16 protein-coding genes and 1 tRNA gene are annotated in these 19,761 nt (G+C 33.7%); 9 read left to right on the forward strand and 8 right to left on the reverse strand.

Annotated elements, in window-relative coordinates:
- Positions 1–83 precede the first annotated feature (83 nt).
- From PBT91_RS05280 to PBT91_RS05295, 4 genes are all read left to right on the forward strand, one after another.
- Entirely contained in the window at positions 84–962 is an 879-nt protein-coding gene (locus PBT91_RS05280) for an aminotransferase class IV (protein ID WP_270060737.1), read from the forward strand.
- A 213-nt stretch (positions 963–1,175) separates the two neighbouring features.
- Positions 1,176–1,427: a hypothetical protein gene (locus PBT91_RS05285; RefSeq protein WP_270060738.1), complete on the forward strand. Its 252-nt coding sequence runs from the start codon at positions 1,176–1,178 to the stop codon at positions 1,425–1,427.
- A gap of 95 nt (positions 1,428–1,522) precedes the next feature.
- Positions 1,523–2,872 (forward strand): 30S ribosomal protein S12 methylthiotransferase RimO, encoded by a 1,350-nt coding sequence (gene rimO / locus PBT91_RS05290; protein WP_270060739.1) that lies wholly within the window; start codon positions 1,523–1,525, stop codon positions 2,870–2,872.
- A 125-nt stretch (positions 2,873–2,997) separates the two neighbouring features.
- On the forward strand, positions 2,998–5,043 hold the full coding sequence (locus PBT91_RS05295; RefSeq protein ID WP_270060740.1) for an LTA synthase family protein: 2,046 nt from the start codon (positions 2,998–3,000) through the stop codon (positions 5,041–5,043).
- On the opposite strand, the gene PBT91_RS05300 is transcribed toward PBT91_RS05295, so the two are convergent.
- The 3 genes from PBT91_RS05300 to PBT91_RS05310 form a co-directional block, all read right to left on the reverse strand.
- A complete protein-coding gene (locus tag PBT91_RS05300; protein WP_270060741.1) occupies positions 5,040–6,218 on the reverse strand; it encodes a hypothetical protein in 1,179 nt (392 codons plus the stop codon). The two genes, PBT91_RS05295 and PBT91_RS05300, sit on opposite strands and share 4 nt — an antisense overlap.
- Position 6,219: 1 nt before the next feature.
- Complete coding sequence (locus PBT91_RS05305; protein WP_270060742.1) at positions 6,220–7,497, reverse strand: YaiO family outer membrane beta-barrel protein; 1,278 nt, start codon at positions 7,495–7,497, stop codon at positions 6,220–6,222.
- 118 nt (positions 7,498–7,615) lie between these two features.
- Positions 7,616–8,599 (reverse strand): PAS domain S-box protein, encoded by a 984-nt coding sequence (locus PBT91_RS05310; RefSeq protein WP_270060743.1) that lies wholly within the window; start codon positions 8,597–8,599, stop codon positions 7,616–7,618.
- Positions 8,600–8,764: 165 nt separating this feature from the next.
- On the opposite strand from PBT91_RS05310, the gene PBT91_RS05315 reads away from it, so the two are divergent.
- From PBT91_RS05315 to PBT91_RS17645, 5 genes are all read left to right on the forward strand, one after another.
- Positions 8,765–9,613 (forward strand): aldo/keto reductase, encoded by an 849-nt coding sequence (locus PBT91_RS05315; protein ID WP_270060744.1) that lies wholly within the window; start codon positions 8,765–8,767, stop codon positions 9,611–9,613.
- Positions 9,614–9,700: 87 nt separating this feature from the next.
- Positions 9,701–9,774 (forward strand) — tRNA-Pro (locus tag PBT91_RS05320).
- 214 nt (positions 9,775–9,988) lie between these two features.
- Positions 9,989–11,200, forward strand: coding sequence for a site-specific integrase (locus tag PBT91_RS05325; protein WP_270060745.1), 1,212 nt, complete (start codon positions 9,989–9,991; stop codon positions 11,198–11,200).
- 399 nt (positions 11,201–11,599) lie between these two features.
- Positions 11,600–12,823 (forward strand): site-specific integrase, encoded by a 1,224-nt coding sequence (locus PBT91_RS05330; RefSeq protein ID WP_270060746.1) that lies wholly within the window; start codon positions 11,600–11,602, stop codon positions 12,821–12,823.
- A 165-nt stretch (positions 12,824–12,988) separates the two neighbouring features.
- Positions 12,989–13,057: a hypothetical protein gene (locus PBT91_RS17645; RefSeq protein WP_443089643.1), complete on the forward strand. Its 69-nt coding sequence runs from the start codon at positions 12,989–12,991 to the stop codon at positions 13,055–13,057.
- A gap of 5 nt (positions 13,058–13,062) precedes the next feature.
- On the opposite strand, the gene PBT91_RS05335 is transcribed toward PBT91_RS17645, so the two are convergent.
- The 5 genes from PBT91_RS05335 to PBT91_RS05355 all read right to left on the reverse strand — a co-directional run bounded on the left by PBT91_RS05335 (position 13,063) and on the right by PBT91_RS05355 (position 19,557).
- On the reverse strand, positions 13,063–13,536 hold the full coding sequence (locus PBT91_RS05335; protein WP_270060747.1) for a hypothetical protein: 474 nt from the start codon (positions 13,534–13,536) through the stop codon (positions 13,063–13,065).
- Between the two features lie 293 nt (positions 13,537–13,829).
- A complete protein-coding gene (locus PBT91_RS05340; RefSeq protein ID WP_270060748.1) occupies positions 13,830–14,834 on the reverse strand; it encodes a hypothetical protein in 1,005 nt (334 codons plus the stop codon).
- 55 nt (positions 14,835–14,889) lie between these two features.
- The gene (locus tag PBT91_RS05345; RefSeq protein ID WP_270060749.1) at positions 14,890–16,560 is read right to left on the reverse strand and encodes a restriction system-associated AAA family ATPase; all 1,671 of its coding nucleotides are present in this window, start codon (positions 16,558–16,560) and stop codon (positions 14,890–14,892) included.
- Positions 16,557–17,951, reverse strand: a complete 1,395-nt coding sequence (locus PBT91_RS05350; protein ID WP_270060750.1) for a restriction endonuclease subunit S — start codon at positions 17,949–17,951, stop codon at positions 16,557–16,559. Before PBT91_RS05350 ends, PBT91_RS05345 begins: the two co-directional genes overlap by 4 nt.
- A gap of 4 nt (positions 17,952–17,955) precedes the next feature.
- Positions 17,956–19,557, reverse strand: coding sequence for a class I SAM-dependent DNA methyltransferase (locus tag PBT91_RS05355; protein WP_270060751.1), 1,602 nt, complete (start codon positions 19,555–19,557; stop codon positions 17,956–17,958).
- Between the last annotated feature and the right edge of the window lie 204 nt (positions 19,558–19,761).

Genomic DNA, 19,761 nt, shown 5'->3' on the forward strand with positions numbered 1-19,761 from the left:
ATTAAGAACTGCCTCGTAAAATTTTTTACGGGGCAGTTTTTTTATACCCAACAATAGTTTATTTTTAGGTTTTGCATTTCAATATGAAGCTAACTTACCCCAGCAAAGTTTATTTAAATGGAGAATGGCTGAAGCCTGAAGAGGCGAAAATCTCTGTTTTTGATCGTGGTTTTTTGTTTGGTGACGGCATTTACGAAGTCATTCCTTTTTACAGCGGAAAGTTGTTTTTGCTGAAGGAACATTTAGACCGATTAAAATATTCTCTAAATGAAGTCGAGCTGAAATGCAATATTGGTGATTTTGAAGCACTAATTTTAAAAGGGATCGATCTGGCTGAATTAAACCAGGAAGACGGCGCAATTTACATTCAGGTGAGCAGGGGAATGGCGCCAAGAACACATTCTTTTCCTGAAAAATACGATGCTACAGTGCTTATGTATGCCTATAAAACCAATCTTAAAGGTTTTCAGCAGGAATTTAAGGATGTGGTGGTGTCAAACGACCTGCGTTGGCATCGTTGCGATATAAAATCGGTTTCCTTAATGGCCAATATTCTTGCTAATACCGAAGCTAAAAAAGGTGGTTTTGCTGAAAATATAATGATTAGAGACGGTTTTTTTACTGAAGGTTCGCATTCTTCCCTGTTTTTTGTCAAAAATAAAACGGTCTATACGCATCCAAAAGGACATTTTATTTTACCGGGAATTACCCGAAATTTATTGATAAAATTGTGTAAAGAGAACAATATTGAAATTGTTGAAAAAGCGCTTTCGGTTTCAGAATTAGATGAAGTAACCGAAGTTTTTATCACCGGAACAACTACTCAGATCACTGCTATTAAGAATCTACATTTTCCAGATAAAATTTTGAATTTTGGAGATGAAATTGGGAAAGTAACCAAAAGACTTCAGCAATTATTTTCCGAAGAAGTTAAAAAGCAACTAGGAATAACTATTTTATAGTTTACTCGATAATCGTGATCAAATGCTACGGGGCTTGCCTCGAAATATTGAATAATTTTCTGATAAATGTTTTATGGGTATGCCTTAGCTAATTTAATTTACAATGAGATAGTTAAAATTAGAAGGTTGATAAATTGATTTTTTATTTTCTTAAATAATAATTGAATTTCTGCACCGTTTTAAGAAACCAAAATCAAAGATTAGAATTATTTTATGTTAGACCTACTTATCGTTAAAAAGCTAACCCGTAAAGGAAAAACTGCGTACTGGATTATACAACTTACTCTGGATATACTTTTTATTGGCTATCTATTTCTATTTATGGATTACGATATGGATCGTTTAACAGGAGATGGCTACGGAATTTTAATTGTAGGCATTGTAGTTTCCTTATTAATTTCAGCAGGTATTTGCTTGAGCCTTTGGAAGAAACCAAAAGAAGAATCCAATACTGAAGAAGATTAAAAGCTATAAATAGAGTGAAAGCGCTAATTTTTCCATGAGATCCTTAGTATTTCGTTCATCTTCACTACTTTTGCACTCCTAAACGAAGATTGTACATGAGGACTAAATCGCTAAAAAAGAACAGGATAAATGTAGTAACCCTTGGTTGTAGTAAAAATGTTTACGACAGCGAGGTGTTGATGGGGCAGTTAAAAGCGAATAATAAAGAGGTTGTTCACGAGCAAGAAGGTAACATCGTAGTAATAAACACTTGCGGATTTATAGACAATGCCAAAGAACAATCGGTAAACACAATTTTAGAGTTTGTAGAGAAAAAAGAGCAGGGCGATGTAGATAAGGTTTTTGTAACCGGATGCTTAAGTGAGCGTTATAAGCCAGATCTACAAAAGGAAATTCCTAATGTAGATCAATATTTTGGTACTACAGAACTTCCTGGTTTGCTAAAAGCCTTGGAAGCCGATTACAAACATGAGCTTATTGGTGAGCGTTTAACTACAACACCAAAAAATTATGCCTATTTAAAGATTGCTGAAGGTTGTGATCGTCCTTGTAGTTTTTGTGCTATCCCGTTAATGCGCGGTGGTCATAAATCTACGCCAATCGAACATTTGGTGACTGAAGCTAAAAAACTGGCGGCAAACGGTGTAAAAGAGTTAATTCTTATCGCGCAGGATCTTACTTATTATGGTCTTGATCTTTATAAGAAAAGAAATTTGGCTGAATTACTAGAGAATTTGGTGAAAGTTGAAGGTATTGAATGGATTCGTTTACATTATGCTTTCCCAACCGGTTTCCCTATGGATGTATTAGAGATCATGAAGCGTGAGCCTAAGATCTGTAACTACCTTGATATCCCGTTACAACATATTTCAGATGAGCTATTAAAGTCGATGCGTCGAGGTACTACTCACAAAAAAACCACAGACCTTCTATATAAATTCCGTGAAATAGTACCAGAGATGGCGATTAGAACAACTCTTATTGTTGGCTATCCGGGAGAAACCGAAGCACATTTTCAGGAATTAAAAGAATGGGTTAAAGAAATGCGTTTTGAGCGTTTGGGTTGTTTTACTTATTCTCACGAAGAAAACACACATGCTTATAATCTTGAAGATGATGTTCCAGACGACGTTAAGCAAGAGCGCGCTAATGAGATCATGGAAATTCAGTCTCAAATTTCCTGGGAATTGAATCAGCAGAAAATTGGGAAAACCTTTAAGGTGATCATCGATAGAAAAGAAGGAAATTATTTTATTGGTAGAACCGAATTTGATTCTCCAGATGTAGATAATGAAGTCTTAATTGATGCTACGGAAATTTATCTGAAAACTGGCGAATATTACGATATTAAAATAACAGATGCTGCCGACTTTGATTTGTACGGAACGCCTCTTAATGCAGAAGCAAAACCAACCCGTAAAGAATTAAAAGTAAAAACGGTTTAGCGTAAATTATTATAGGAAATATTAAAGGATTTCGATTTTTTTAGGTCGGAATCCTTTTTTTTTTATGCAGTTTCTTTAACATTGAGGTGTTTTTTTAATATTTTGGTAGTATACAAAATACTTGCATGTACCAGGAACAATTTGAACATCTAAGTTTTAGAGAGAAATTGATAAATGCTACCAGAGATTTTTTTTCAATTTCACTAGTTTGGCTTTTGTTGTTATTTCTGCTAAGTATTTTAGAGCTTTTGTACAATGAAGCATTGCATTCTTTACCAGAAAACTTCTTCGATTTACTGTTTTACAGCTGCTGGATGGATGTTCTACTTTGGCTGAAATTGGGCGTTTTCTGTTATATTTTTTATGCGATTCTTTATGTAATTCATCCTAAATCGGCTAAAGCTATTTTTAAAACTTTTATTTGTATCGCAGCAGTTATACAAACCGGTTTGGTTTTATATTTTACTACTTCTTTAAACTTACTTGGGGCAGATCTTTTTAGTTACTCCTTAGGAGATGTTCAGCAAACATTGGGAGCTTCTGGTGGATTGAGTTTTATAGCGATACTTCAATTTTTAGTCGTTATTGGTTTTTGTATAGCTATTTTGTGGTGGTTACCAAAATTCATAAAATTACCATTGTTTGTCTCCGTGATCTATCCTTTAGCTTCTGTTATTGTATTTTTTACACCAGACATTTCAGGATGGGAGCAGATAAGTTTACAAACCACTTATGCTAGTAATCTGGTCACCAATAAATCTGATTATTTTTTTACGAGCTTCTATTATTACTTTTTCCCAAAAACAGATTACGATGTAGATATTTATGCTGATAATTATATTGGTATTTACGATAATCTTGATAACTCGATTGTCGCATTTGAATATTTAGATGAAGTAAATTATCCATTTTATCACATCGAATTAGATAGCGATGTTCTTTCTCCGTTTTTTAATTTGAATGAAAAAAAGCCGAATATTATTATTGTTTTGGTCGAAGGTTTAGGACGCGCATTTACAAATAAAGGTGCATATTTAGGAAACTGGACGCCTTTCTTAGATTCGCTTTCTACTAAGAGTTTGTATTGGAAAAATTTTCTTAGTCAGGGTGGGCGTACTTTTGCTGTACTACCTTCTATTTTGGGATCACTGCCATTTGCGCAAAGTGGTTATTTGGGATTGGGAGAACAAATGCCCGATCAGCTTTCGTTACTTAATCTTTTAAAGCATAATGGTTATGAAACCTCTTTTTATTACGGTGGTAATGCGAGTTTCGATAATATGGAACTGTATTTAAGAAGAAATAATATTGATGATCTAATCGACAAAGATGAGTTTTCTACAAAAGAAGGATTATTACCAGAAATAAACGGATTTACCTGGGGATATGATGATGAAGCACTTTATACAGAATATTTAAAAACAAGACCTTCAGATAGCGCTGCAAAGCCACAATTAGGCGTTTTACTTACAGTATCGTCCCATAACCCTTTTAAAATTAATCATCAGCAGGAGTATTACGATCGCTTTGAACAGCGTATGGAGCAATTGGAGTTTACCGATTCTCAAAAGCAAGATTACCGTTCTTATCGCGATCAATACGCCAGTATTTTGTATACCGATGAAATGCTGAAAGAATTTTTTGATAGCTACAAGAAAAGACCAGATTTTGAGAATACTATTTTCTTAATAACAGGCGATCACCGTTTACCCGAAATCCCGATGGCTACTGTTATAGATCGATATCATGTACCTTTAATTATGTATTCTCCAATGCTTAGCAGAACTTCAGAAATAGCTTCGATATCCTCACACCAAGATGTTACCCCCAGTCTTTTAAATTTGCTGAAATCGAATTATAAAATGGATCTTCCCGAAAACTATAGTTGGTTAGGAAAAGGCTTAGACACTGTGGTAAATTTTAGAAATGTTCATCGCATTCCATTAATCCAAACAAAAGTAAATATGAAAGACTACATAGTTGGAAAATACCATCTTAATGGTGATCGCCTGTATGAGATTCTTGAAAATATGGGATCGAGACCAGTAAACGATCCCGAGCAGCAACAAAGCATTTTGGATGCTTACAATGGATTTAAGCAAAAGAACGCGATAATTACCAACGGAGGGAAAATAATTCCGGATTCAGTTTATGCGAAATATGCCAACTAAGATTCGTTATTTTTGCTGCTAATTTTTGCTTGGTAATCTTCTAAAATAGTTTGAAGCATTGGGCGGTAAAATTTCCAGAAGAAGCTAGCTCTTTCAGTTTTATCCCTATCATTATAAAATAATCGCTTAAAAACACCAATTCCTTTAAAATATGAGGTTCCCATGGTAATTGGATTATCGCAAAAATCTCCGGAAAAATAATAAAATTCGTAATCGTTATCTACATGATAAGTTACCGCTGGAAACGAATTTGGAATACCATATTTCTTTAATTCCTGGCTGCCTTTTTCAGTGGTAAAAAGCTTATAATTTGCAGCGGTTTTATTGATTGCCGAATTGTTTTGAACAATATCGAACCAAAATGGATATTTCATTTCCTCTGGCAGGGAGAAGCGTTTTCTTCCGTAGTCATTACTTAAAATCTGCGGGATTTCACGTTCTAAGTGTATACTGTCTTCTAAAATGGTTACCTGGTCACTCTCGTGTACAAAAGCAATTCCCGATTTTTTAAACGGCCATTTATTACCATGTTGATTTAAGTAATTTTTAATAAGCCAACGCGGTAATTCTTTGTTAACCAAAGTATCCAGATTATCGAAATAACGACCAGTCCAGCCTGTCCATTGGATACCAAAAGTCCGTTCAAATTTTCTACGGATATCGAAAGCGGTAGGGGATGCAAACGTATTAAACTCGGTAATAACCAATTTGTTTTTATCTTTCATTTTCTGAAGCAACTCCATATCATTCTCCTTCAATCCGCCATACACAATACCCGATCGCTCTGTTTGATTTTTTTGCTCATACCACTCGTTGGTATAAATTCCGTAGGTATCAGTAAAATACACCAAATCGGCATCATTGCTTAGTTGTTCAATTTTGTTTGAAGGGAATCGTTCTAGACCTTTAAGTTCAAATTCTTCATTTTGTTTCGGGAAAAAACCAAAATAATCTGCGCTTCTTTTATAGAATTTGGTTGAAGTTTTGGTGTATTTTTTATAATTAAGAATCCAGTCTAAAGAAATATGTTCCTGGCCCTCTTTAGTTAAAACAGTTTTATCTATAATGGCTGCAACCATCTTTGTTTTGGGCGTAAAAAACCACGCCAAAAACATAAAAACCGGAGTTAATAATATTAAAATTAAGATGATGTGTTTTAAACGCTTTTTTAGCATTTTAAAAACGTTTTAAATATCCTACTCCAATTGTAAACTGATTGCCAGTTTCTCCTTGTCTATATTCCTGATTCTCTAGTCCGCCTTCAATAAAAACTACATTTGTAGACCATAATGTCTTACGATAGCCCAGAAAAATATTATTCGATTTTAAACGATATTGATTTCCGTTATTATATAAAATATTGTTGGTTTGATTATCTGGGGAAAGACCTGTACCAATTCTTAAATTTAGATAATCATCAGCACCTCCTAAATAATAACGAGTAATTAAACTAAAAGATTGAGATACTGAACTGTTTGAAGGCGTTAAAAAAGTCCTGAAATTAAACCAAAAGCTTTTATAGTATTTCCCTACAGAAGCGGTATAAATCCAAGTTTCATCATCGAAGCCAAGGAGTCTAAAGCCAGCCTCTGCTTCCATTGCCCATGGGAGATTAGCATATAATGAAAATCCCGCGCGATAGTCTGGGAATATTCCTTCTTTATCTGAAATTCCTGCATTTACGTATGCATAAAATGTTTTAGAAATACTGGGATAAGCATCTACTTCAAACTGAAAAGCATTGGTGCGAAATCTGTTTGCATAATTTACTCTTGCAACTACAGACCCTAATTTTGTTTGCCGGCTATAATCGATACTGGAAAGATGCCATGGATCATCAAATTGCTCATCAAAATAAACAAAATCGTAAGTTAATCCAATTTGATTTTTTGCTGAAAGAGTCGTTAAGCGCTGACTTAAAGAACGAGCTTCAGTATTACCGGGATTGATTTTTAAAAGTCGGCTATTTGCTTCCTGAGCTAATTTATATTCTTTTAGATCTTTAAGTACTTTTGCTTTCAGTAGTAATAAATTTTCAGAATCCGGATGCGCTTCTAAACCATTATTTATAATATTTAAAGCTTTTTTTGAGTCATCATTCCAGTATTCTAAACTTCCATAAGCAAAAGATCCATCTTCGTGACCTGGATTGTTTTTTAGGACTTTCTCAAATTCAACACGAGCACTATCTATGTTCTTGCTCCAAGTATACAATCTACCTAAAAAAACACGAATACCCGTATAATTTGGACTTTGAACTAGAGCTTGCTTAGATAATTTAATTGCTTTTGGATAATTGTCTTCCTCAAAAGCAGCTTCTCTAGCCATTGTAAACAATTCATCTGAACTATAATTCTGCGAAAATGCATTAGTTTGCAAGCATAAATAAAATAAAATTACTGTTAAGTAATTGAAGGTAGATTTCTTTAATAGATTCATTTTGGTAGCATACATAGTTTACTCATGAAATTTGGGTACTATGAATATAAAAATTTATAACAATTTAATGAGTAAATTTATTAGATAAAGGATTCTAATTAGAGATTTTGAAGGGAATTTTCTGTTAGATTATCTAAATTTCAAAATCTGGATTTGTTTTTGCCGTAATTTCATGAATAATTTGATCAAGATCTTCAGCAGATTTGGTTATTTCTTTTAAATAGAAATCGGTATTATCTTCAAAATTCTCGCCAAGCATATACACTAAAGACATCATTCTTACTAAAGGAGCTCTAACTACGTGGCTTTGGGTCCAAGCAATTTCTTCTAGTTTTTTGTTTTGATTTTCTATGGCTTTAATGTAAGTAAGTTGTTTTGTTATATCGATCGCAATTACGATTCTTGCTTGTTTTCCTCCGAAAGTGATTATGCTGGTATGCACTTCTACATCTAATAATTCACCATTTTTAGTACAATGCTTTAAAATGCCACGGTAGCTTTTTCTTAAATACTTATTATTCTCATATGCTTTTTTTACCGTCTCAGTGATTGTATCATCAGATCGAATATCATCCATTGTTTTGGATAAAAACTCCTGATAAGTGTACCCATACTTTCTTAGAACGGCTTCATTAATATCAATAATACGTAAAGTTTCAAGATCGTAAACAAATATTGGCTGAGGACACAATTGAAATAATTGATTGTAGCTCGATTTTGCTTCTTCTAAGGCATTAAAATAATTGGGACGATCAATATTTTGTCTCAGCGCATTGTAAATAGCAAATGAATCTAAATGTTTTTTTACAAGATAGTCTGATGCACCTTTTTCTAAACATAACATTCTAAATTTTTGATTTAGCTTATTGCTAATAATTATAATCGGAATGGCGGTGGTAAACGAAAAAATGCTTTCCAGTTCTTCTAAACCATCGTCTTTAAAACTATCTAGGTCTATAAAAATTATATGTGTTCTAAATTTTTTAATGAAGGAGATCGCTTGCTCGGCATTATATACGCAATTTAATTTAGTAGAGATAATATCACTGTCTAAATAATACCCCAGGTTTAATGGCTTATTATCGAGATTAGAAATCGAAAGTATTTCGTAGGGCATACTTTTGTTCATAACATCGTTAATGTAGAATAGATAGCAAGAATTGTTTCATTTTAAAGCGATAACAAAAAAACGAATAATTACTCGTGTGCGATGCATTTATCTGTTAATATATCATTTTAATTTTCAATCCAAATTTTCGATCTTAGACTAAAGAAAAAGTATATGAAAATTACAGATGTGAATGGGACTGTAAGTCTTAACAATGGTTTAAAAATGCCTTATTTAGGGCTGGGGGTGTATAAAACTAAAGATGGTGCAGAGGTGAAAAATGCTATAAATTACGCTTTAAATGCTGGATATCGCCATATCGATACAGCTAGTTTTTATAAAAATGAAGATGGTGTAGGAGAAGCCATTCAAGAAAGCGGATTATATAGGGAGGATGTCTTTATAACAAGTAAAGTCTGGAACGATGATCAAGGTTATGAAGGTACTTTGAAAGCGATTGATAAAAGCTTGGCAAAATTGAATTTGGATTATTTGGATCTTTATTTAATCCATTGGCCGGTACCCGATACTTTAACTGAAACTTGGCGCGCAATGGAAGAAATTTACAAGTCTGGTAAAGTGAAAGCTATTGGTTTATGTAATTGCGTAGAACATCAAATGGATGAAGTTATCGAAAACGGAAGTATAAAACCAATGGTGCTGCAGAATGAGTTTCATCCAAAATTGCTTCAGCAAAATATGCTTGATTATTGCGCTGAAAAAAACATTCAGTACGAAGGCTGGTCACCATTAATGCGTGGACAAATTTTAGATAATCAGATTATTAAAAATATTGCTGAAAAACATCGAAAATCGCCTGCCCATATAGTCCTTCGCTGGGATTTGCAAAAAGGAGTGATTACTATTCCAAAAAGTGTTCATCAAGATCGAATTGAACAAAATGCTGCTATTTTTGATTTTGAATTATCGGTAGATGAGGTGAAGGAAATTGATTCGTTAGACAATAATGAAAGAACAGGCGCACATCCCGATCATTTTATGGAGCATTTTGCTAAAAAGTAATAAAATAATTTTAAAATCTTTCAATTATATCTTTATAAAATATTTTGGAAAATATAAACTATACTATTTAATTTGTGCTTCTTAAATCGGGATGTGGCGCAGTCTGGTAGCGTATACGCCTGGGGGGCGTGGGGTCGCAGGTTCAAATCCTGTCATCCCGACTTAGGCCATATATAAATGGCATCAAAAACCTTGTTAATCTATTGATTTTCAAGGTTTTTTTACTTTTAAGGTACTTTATCATATCATTTGCAATCATTAAAAATGAGTCCGATTCGGTGACCTATTCGGTGACCTTTTTTTAAGTATATTGTAGCTCATATTGATTTGACTTTCGTTTTCACGCCTTTTTGTCTAATTTGAAAACGAAACACTATGAAAAATGCCGTAAGTTTTGGAATTATTTTTACTCCAAAATTGTCAAAAGCAAAAAATGGTACTGCTCCGTTGTATGCACGGATTACCGTAAATGGAGAACGTATTGAACTCAGTCTTAAACGCAGGATTACTCTAAACCTCTGGAATGAGAAGCGTAGCCGACTAAAAGGCTATAGCGAAGAGAGTTTACAGGTTAACAAATCCTTAGATCGTATCTTCAATAAAATTTACGAGGCCTTTAGGCAACTTCAGGAAGAAAATAAGCATTTAAGCGCTAAAAGCATTAAAGCTCGTTATTTGGGATTAGATGATTCCTATAAGACTTTAGCCGAACTTATGACCTATCATAATACCAAAATGACTTCGGTATTAAAACCAGGAACGATGAAAAACTACTATACGACTGAAAAGTACGTATTAGAATTCCTGAACAAGAAGATGAATACCAAAGATATTTATCTAAAACAACTTAATTATCGTTTTATCACTGATTTTGAACATTTCCTTCGCAATTATAAACCAAAAACACATCGACGACGACCAACCAATAATGGGGTGATGAAACATTTGGAACGCTTAAAAAAGCTAAGCAATCTTGCTTTAAAAATGGAATGGATCGAAAAAGATCCTTTTGCGAGATATTCGTTGCATTTTAAGAATAAGGAAAGAGATTATTTGCTTCAAAGAGAAATTGAAACTTTGGCAAACTTAAATCTGGAAAGAGAAACCCTATCCAGAACAAGAGATATTTTTATATTTTCCTGTTATTCCGGATTATCTTATGGCGATGCTAAATCATTGGAACGAAGACATATTGTAAAAGGTATTGATGGGAATAATTGGATTGTAAAAGAGAGAGAAAAGACCGGCAAACTTTTTAAAGTACCGATGCTGCCGAGGGTAAAAGCCATTCTCAAAAAATATCAAAGTGAATCTAAAGTCAGTGGGTTTTTACTCCCTGTATATTCCAATCAGAAAATCAACCAGTATTTAAAAGAGTTAGCAAAGCAATCCAAAATATCAAAGAGGCTTACATTTCATGTAGCTCGTCACACTTTTGCAACCACGGTAACTTTGTCAAACGGAATCCCAATTGAGACAGTATCTAAACTTCTGGGACATACAAAGCTTTCCACAACTCAAATTTATGCAAGGGTAATTGATTCCAAAATTTCGGACGATATGGAGAAGTTGAAAGATATATTATAAATCCTGATGTTTGTTGATTTAAAATTAAACGGATGATATTTTTTTCAATATATGAGGAAGTCCTTTTGTGTTTCTTTTTTTATGATGATTTTTAAATTCATTTGACCTATTTATCTTTAAATGAAATCAAATAATAAAGGTTGCAGGTTTGAATCCTGCGGGGGTCACTTTTGAAGAAGATAAATGATTATAAAACCACGCAAATCCTAGGAATTGCGTGGTTTTCGCGTTTTTAGAGGAACATTTAAAATGGTATGATTTCATTCTATTTGGTAGCTAAAGTATACCTCTAAATTAAAAGTACACCTCAGGTGTATTTTATAGATTTTAGATGTTATAATTTTTAAAGGTGGATTTGACTTCCAGAAACTGAATTATTCACTTTAAAAATGCATTATTATGCGTACATCAAAAACATTTTCGGTAGTTTTTTGGCTTAATAAAAAGAAAGTCAAAAATAATCAAAGTCTAATCTATGCCCGTATTACCGTAAATTCGAAACGGGCCAATATTAGTTTAAAGCGATATGCTTCAATAGATCTTTGGAATTCTAAAACGAAGCGCTTAAAAGGGAATTCTAAGAAAACCCTTGAGATCAATGAATTCCTAGATCAGAATTATGCAAGATTCCATCAAATTTATCAAGATCTTAAATTCAAAGGAAAGTTGATTACTTCAGATTTGGTTAAAGCTGAATTCAATGGGGAAGGAGGGAGTTCCAAAACCTTAAATGAGCTTATCGAATATCATCAGGATAAAATTAGGAATACGCATAGTGCCGGGAGTATTCGGAATTTTAAAGTAAGTGAGAAGTATATTAAGGAATATGTACATCAAAGGCTGCGGACAACAAATATTTACCTCTCACAATTAGACTATAAGTTTCTGAGTGATTTTGAAGCTTTTCTTTTTAATTACTATCCCAAAGGTCATCATAAAGCGATGAGCCATAATACGGTGATGAAACATATCCAGCGCTTGCGTAAAATGGTAACCTTGGCTTTTCATTTAGAATGGCTCGATAAAGATCCCTTTAGACGATGGAAAATGACCTTTGAAAAAAGGGAGCGGGATTTTCTTTCTAAGAACGAATTGTCAAATCTACAACATATGGAGATTCCGCTTGATCGGCTAGATCGCATTCGGGACTTATTTATCTTTAGTTGCTATACAGGTTTAAGCTACGGAGATTTGATAGAATTATTGGAAGATGAAATAAGTGTAGGAATAGATGGAAAAGCCTGGATTATAACAAAACGGAATAAGACGAATAGCGCTGTTAAAGTACCTTTACTAGCACCAGCTCTCAAAATTTTAGAAAAGTATAGAGATCATCCTATTACCCAGGTTACTGATACGTTATTACCACAATGCAGCAATCAAAAAGTAAATTTATACCTTAAAGAACTTGCTATTCTTGCCGGCCTTAAAAAGAACTTAACCTTTCATATGGCTCGACATACTTTTGCGACCACAGTAACCTTAAGCAACGGAGTGCCTATAGAAACAGTATCGAAACTATTGGGACATACCAAAATAGCAACGACACAAATTTATGCTCGTGTTTTAGAAGATAAAATAAGTAAGGATATGGAGGATTTGAGAAAGAGGCTTGATAGTTGAAATTTTAATTGCTAAGCCTCAATGTGTGAGGCTGAGTGTATTTTAATTTAAGTTAGAACTCAAAGAATTTCAATGATCATTTTTAAAATAGATAGGTATGATGTAGTAAATCATAACTTTTAATTGGAGCGATAGCTTTTAGGTTTTGGTGATAGCCTGGAAGTATTGGCACCACGGGTTCTTAGAAGAAACATCAAAAGGAAGCTAGAATCGGCTGTTAGTCTTTATAAATAGAACATTTACTTTATAATCGAACTAATGGTTTCTATACGTTCTAAAAGTGTGTTTACAAACTCCTCTTTGCTCACTAAATAATTTTTATATTTCCCGGTGGTTTTGCCACCGGTCATAGACACGCTAATACGCCAATTACCATCTGAAAGTTGACTGCCTAAAGTTGGGATTTCTTCCGAAGAGATAAGTAGTATCTTATCACTCATTTTCATTTTGCTTTGATCGAAGCTAAATGCAACGATATAATAGGAATGATGGGGTTTGAAGGTGTTGCCGTTAATGGTTAAGATTAAACGGTTACGTTTGTGTACATTAAAGCGTGTTTTTACCTGTAAATAGATTGGTGTGTAGAGCTTTTCTTTTAATACGATGAGATCGATCCCCCTATCATCAATTACAGGTTTGTAGACATTGAGCAAGCCCTGGCTGTACAATAAAATGATTTCTTTTGCCCAATCTTCGCCAATATTACCTTTCATTTGGGAGGATAAGCCCGACATATCGATAAAGTTTCATCGTCCTCTTCTTCCTCGTTCTCTAATACTGGCTCAATGTTGTTTAGTTTAATTTTTATTTGTTCTTGGGATACCTCAACTTCTATAATACTACCTGCAATAAGATTATTATCTCTAAAGAAGCTGGTTAAGCCAAAAATGCGGTTATGGTCTAAATTGTAGTTTTGTTTATTTCTTTAATTTCGTTTCTAGCGTTGGCGAGAAAGCTCTTTGCAACCGCAGGAACGAGGAATGCAATGTGCTTGAACTTGCGTTGGCTAATCATTAATTTTCGAGCTTCCAGCCACCTCTCCAATCGCTTTTACTAAATGCCTATTAGATTTTAAACTTTCTAAATAAGGTGCTTTTAAGAAGCCCAACTGATCATCAGAATCATCCTCTATTACGTCATCAAAGGCATTTTCTACTGAGTAATTATTAATCTTTTCTTTATACTTTCTGTAATGTTTGTCAACTTTAGTAAACCAACCAATTCTATTACTGCTAATTCTTTCAAAGTATCTTGATTTGATGTCAAATATTCTATCCCACGATTCAGTTTTATCATCTTTCAAATTAAAATCTACTTTGATTTCCGATTTGGTGATTTTACTTTTTAGATCGTCTGTTGGTTCAATTAGTTTTTTTAAGGCTTTTTTGTCCACATTAACAGTTACTTCAATACTTGGATGAGTTTTAGCAAAGGGATAATAAGCTGGTTTGCCCTCCTTGAGTACATCTACTTCTCCTTTTTCATCTGAATTGCAAGTTGTACAGATTGGAACCAGATTGTTAAAATTCGTTGAAGAAAAGGGATAGTGTTTTTGTGGAAGGTAATGGTCAAATGCTGACCTCCCTTTTGAGTAAATTGTCTTCAAGTCCCCGAAACCACAGCAAGGGCAATCAACGAAACCATTCTTCAAGTTCAATTCATCATAGTAGGTTTTCTTTTCTCCATATGTATCCCGAATTACTTTCCAACCTAAAAATCTGGTGTATAGCTCTTTGAAGAAAGGTTTTAGGACTTTGATTAGACCTTCATTTAGAGTACTCAGGGCTATAGGAGTAATTGTTCCAGCACATAGTTCTTCAATCCTATTATTGTGGGCAAATGCATTTTTAAAATCCTCTTTTTCCTGAATTGTTAGTGATTTACAAACTTTGTAAATAGCCTTAACCTGTTCTTGAAACCAGGGTTGATCTTCGTATAAGGCTTTTAGTTCATCATTGAGTTTGCTCTTACATTGCTTTTTATCTGCCTTACACCATACCTCATTAACCAAATACTCGATCAAGTTATGAGCTTTGTAAATGTCATGTGATATGGACTTATAGACTCTAAGCATCAGTATCTTCTAATTCATTTAGTCGTGCGAACAATAGTATTTTTTCCATTGAATCACCAAGATGGTTTGTAAGCAATTTATATTCCTGAACTTCTTGAGGGGATAATTTCTTTCTTTTTGCAATATCCTTCTGTATGTCTTCTATTTCTTTTCTGGAAAGATCACCAATTGTATTTCGCTTTTTGAAAATGTTTTCCATGATGATATCAACGGAAGTACCATACGTTCTAAAGTTCATATCCCTTGCATTTATCGGTTGTTTATTCTTTTCAAAAGCAATTACCTTATCAGGATAGCAGTCTGAAATAATGAAAGGCGAATGAGATGTTATCAGAATATCTGTCATAAGGTTGTTACTTTGTGAGTGATCCAAACTCTTCTTTAGAGTTCGGATAAACTTTGATCGCCAATCAGGATTAAAATGCGTTTCAGGTTCATCTAATAGTAACAAAGCACTTTTGTCTTTCAGCATCAGACAAATCCCCATTGTATGAAGAAATTGTTGTTCGCCATCTGAAAGATTTTTCATGAGCAATGGAACAGCTTCTTTAGAATCAGGATATTTTTTCTTGATATAGTAGTCTAGAAAAAAGAATACTTTTTCCTGAGGTTCAGGATTTGGTACTTTCCCATCCGTGTAAAATCCTTTAGATTGATATACATCTGATTTAATTTCAGGTTTTACGGTTCGATAATTTAGGGTATAAAGAATTTGAAAAGCCTGAAATAATTTAAAAGGGTTGTTTGAAAAGTTGGCTTTGAAAGTCTCTTTACTAGCCGAGTTTATCCAAAAATCTAGAGTCAGTTTATCTTTCTCTTCGTAGCATGTCGTAGCACACCGTTTAAAAGCATCTATAACTTCTTTGTATTGTTCAAGAATCCTCTTGTTCTCATGGAGATGTAGATTAAGATTCATTCGAAAACGAATAATATCAGCAATTCCCAATTCTTTGTGCAAAGGTTCTAGGACTTCTTTTTTCTGAAATATTAAATTAGCTAAAAGAACAGCTTGACTCATTTCATAATCAACGTATAGCAAGCTACTTTCGGGCTCTTTATATTCTGCTTTCTTTTCTAGAGCAACTCGGTATTCATCAAAGTGAAGAAGACGAGTCTTCAAAAACGGAATACTTAAAATTTCATTTTCACCCGAAGAATACCCAATTACCAAATCTGGTAAATAACGTTTAGCAGGTGCAGGTTTGGAAGCAAACTTTTCTGCAACGACTGAAACGGGTATAGGCTCCTTGTCAAAGGGAAAGGGCTGATAAGTCATTACCGGAAGACCATCATCCTTTTTTCTTTTTTCTTTCTTGCTAATACAAACCTTGATTAAATTCTCAATTTTATATTCCTTATCCTGACATATATAATACTCCAATCCAAAAGCATTGGGTTTACAGATTTCAGGCCTAAAATTGTCTTGAAAGTTTTCGGGTTGATTGACATTTGCACAACTCTCAATATGATAGAAGATATTAGCAAGTGCTTCTAAAACATTTGATTTGCCGCTTCCATTTAGTCCTGCGAAACAGAAAGGGTGAAAATCAGTCCAATCTAGTTGACTAGGAATTTGATCTTCATATGGAGTTCTGAATTGTAGTTTAAAGCCTTCTTTAATACTTCCATAATCTGAATTGATATGTAATTTTAGAAGCTTCATTCTACAACTTTGAGTTTTATTTCATTTCCATCCAATACCTGTTCAATGCTTCCATCTTCTAGCAACTCTCTTAACCTGTCCCAAGCAAGATCATAAGATTCAAACTCAGAGAATCGAGGTTCTTTACAATCAATCCATTTCAAAAGGTGTTCTAAACGTTCGCCTTGTTTTAAGTCTTCTTTAGTGAATGTTTGCAAAAGAGATTCAAATACTTCCTCTTCGTTTATTTGACTTTCTTCATTAAAAGAATCTTGAAGTGTTGCTTGAAAAAGGGTTTTTAATGAATTCAGTGATTGGTTTAATAAACCTTTCATTTTTTCAACTGAATCATTTTTATGTGTAAATCTTTTTTGAAGTTCTAAACTGGGATTTGTGACTTCAAGGTTCTTAATTTTTGAAACACTTAATATTTTTTGCCTTGCTCCAATTCTTTTGGTTAAAAAATATTCTTTACCCAAAAGAATAGAATAATAGATGAATTCAGTCGTACATCTGCTAGGATCTAATTTTGAAAAGGCTACATTTTGATTACATGCAGATATAGTTGTAGTTATGCCTAATTTCAAGGCTGCGGTATCAACCATACCAATCAATAAACTATTCTTTTGTATATATTTTGCACTTGAGTTTGAAATTGCTTCATCACTAATTCTCTTTAGACTTTCCTTTAAAAAAGTATTATTTAATTCTCCAGATGTGTACCATGGTACATTTCCTGTGAAAAAGGAAGGAATGTCTTTGGAAGGGGTTCCTCCACTTTTCCATTCACCAAAAAAGGAAAGAGGCTTCTTTCCGATCTTTTTATTGTCCAAAACAGGGTCACCAAACATCTCTAGGAAAACAGATCGGATATATTTATCAAGTAATTGATTTGTATCTACTCGTTTATCAATGAGTTCTTGGATTCTATTAAGTCGACCGACAATCTTGTATTGATCTTCAAAGTCTTTTGGGAAAACAACTCTAATTCGTTTGATGAGTTTATTGTTAAGCATTGACAATACTGAAGTATTGGCCTTGTTTTCCAAAACCCTTTTATTCAATCTAATCCAGTAATAAAATAATTCAGGAAGAATGATTTCTTCATTCACTAGTATTCCTGTCAATTGCTGATTTGACGCAACAGGCTTTTTTACAATTGCCGTTTTCCCGATATCTCCTATCGTAGAAATAAGGACTGTTCCTGATTGGTATAAAAACGCCTTCTTGTCTTCCAAGGCTATTTCAGAAATTTTTCTTTCAGAATCGTTAGCAAGTTTCTGTCCTTTTAAGTCTGATGGACCAATCCAAGGTCTCTCTCCATCAAAATACTCGGGATTGGAGGTCGGAGGTGTTTTACCTGTTTTCACTTCTAATGCTAGCTCACCGATAGTATATTCTACAAACTCCATAGCACTAAAAATTTCTTAACTCTTCAAGTCCTTGGTTAATCTCTAATTCCAATTCCGTGATCTTCTTTAGAATCTTTTCAGAGGGTTCAAACTCCTGTGGTTCATAAATAAAGTCCTTGTACAAGTTGAAATTCAATTCGAATCCATTATCCTTAATTTCTTTGAAAGGAATATTAAAATGAATCAATTTTCTATCTGATTGATTTTCTCGCGGTTTGTTATTCCAATGCTCTATAACCATGGGTAAAGGAGACTCCTTCAATCTTTTTCTGTTAGAGTCCAAGGTGTAACCATCTGAATCCATTCCATAGAACCATACCTCTGTGTTTTGTGGTTTGTCAGAACCGTTTTTCCATTTACGTTTTGTGAATAATAGGATAGAAGTTTTTACCCCAGTATAAGGCTGAAAAACTCCACTTGGCATTGAGATTACACCATCTAAATTACAGTCAGTCATTAGAACTTCACGCACCGCTTTGTGTGCTTTTCCTGAATTAAACAGAACTCCTTCCGGAACAATAACAGCAGCTCGTCCGCCTTCCTCCAACATGTAAACCATCCTTTCCAAGAATAGCAATTCAGACTGTACTGTTTGTTTTTTGCGTTTAGTTTCTTCTCTATCTTCATACGCAGGCGGGTAAATACGATCTAAATTTTCGCTTACTCTAGGACTATCAATTTTTCCTGTAAATGGAGGGTTTGCCATTATGTACTTAAACTGTCCTTGCAAAGCTGGATTTGCTAAAGAACTTTTGTCTCTTATATTTAAAGTAATGGATAGACGATCGGCTTCCCATTTTTCGTAAGCAGTAGATAGAGAATCTAAGTAAACAATATGAGGTTTTGAGATGCCGTGCATCATTAAATTCATCACACCAATACGAACCATAGTTCGGTCAATATCAAAACCGTAAAAAGTCTCTTCCTCTAATTTCTTTCTTTGGTTTTTGGTTAGTTTACTTCCGTCTGTTCCTTTCATTAAACCATCATCATCTGGTTTAACAGATTTAGAATACTTGGTGATTAGGTACTGAAAAGCTCCAACCAAAAAACCTCCCGAACCAGAAGCTAAATCTAAAATTTTACCATCCAAATCTGGATCAAGTAATTCAGCCATCATATGAATGATATGCCGAGGGGTTCGGAATTGCCCATTTTTTCCTGCCTCAGATGTGTGTTTTAAAAGATGCTCATAAACATCACCTTGTATATCATGAAAGTGCTGATTCTTGTTATTTATTTCATTATCGATATCCTCGTATATAGAATCGATAAATTCAATAGCATTTCTAAGCAAGTTTGGATTATCTATGTCAAATGAAGCGTTAGACATTGCTTGAGCAAAAGGTTCATCCTCCTTACTTAATTCAGTTTTAATGAACTGAAAGACATTTTTAACTCTACTAACTAACTCATTGTCATTTTTGAGTTTACTGTAATTACTCCATTTATAATTATCACCAACAGAAGAATTGAAATTTTCCAATCGTTTCATGAATAACAAATAGGAAATTTGTTCTATGGCTGATATAGGATTCGCAAATCCAGACGACCAGAGACGATCCCATAAGTTTTGAACTTTATTTTGTATTTCTCTTGAAAGCATATATTACAGATTAGAAATAATAAGCCCTTTAGTATTTAAACCTAAAGTTGGTTAAAGGCAAATTTACTAAACTGAACGACTGATCCTAATCTCGGGAAAGAAAATGAATAATTTAAATGTAATATTTAGTTTTGACAGAAGAATTTTAAAATTTAATAATCAACAAACATGAAAAGTTATTAATTATAAAATCATGTAAACGTT

This window comes from Zunongwangia sp. HGR-M22, assembly GCF_027594425.1.
Taxonomy (GTDB): domain Bacteria; phylum Bacteroidota; class Bacteroidia; order Flavobacteriales; family Flavobacteriaceae; genus Zunongwangia.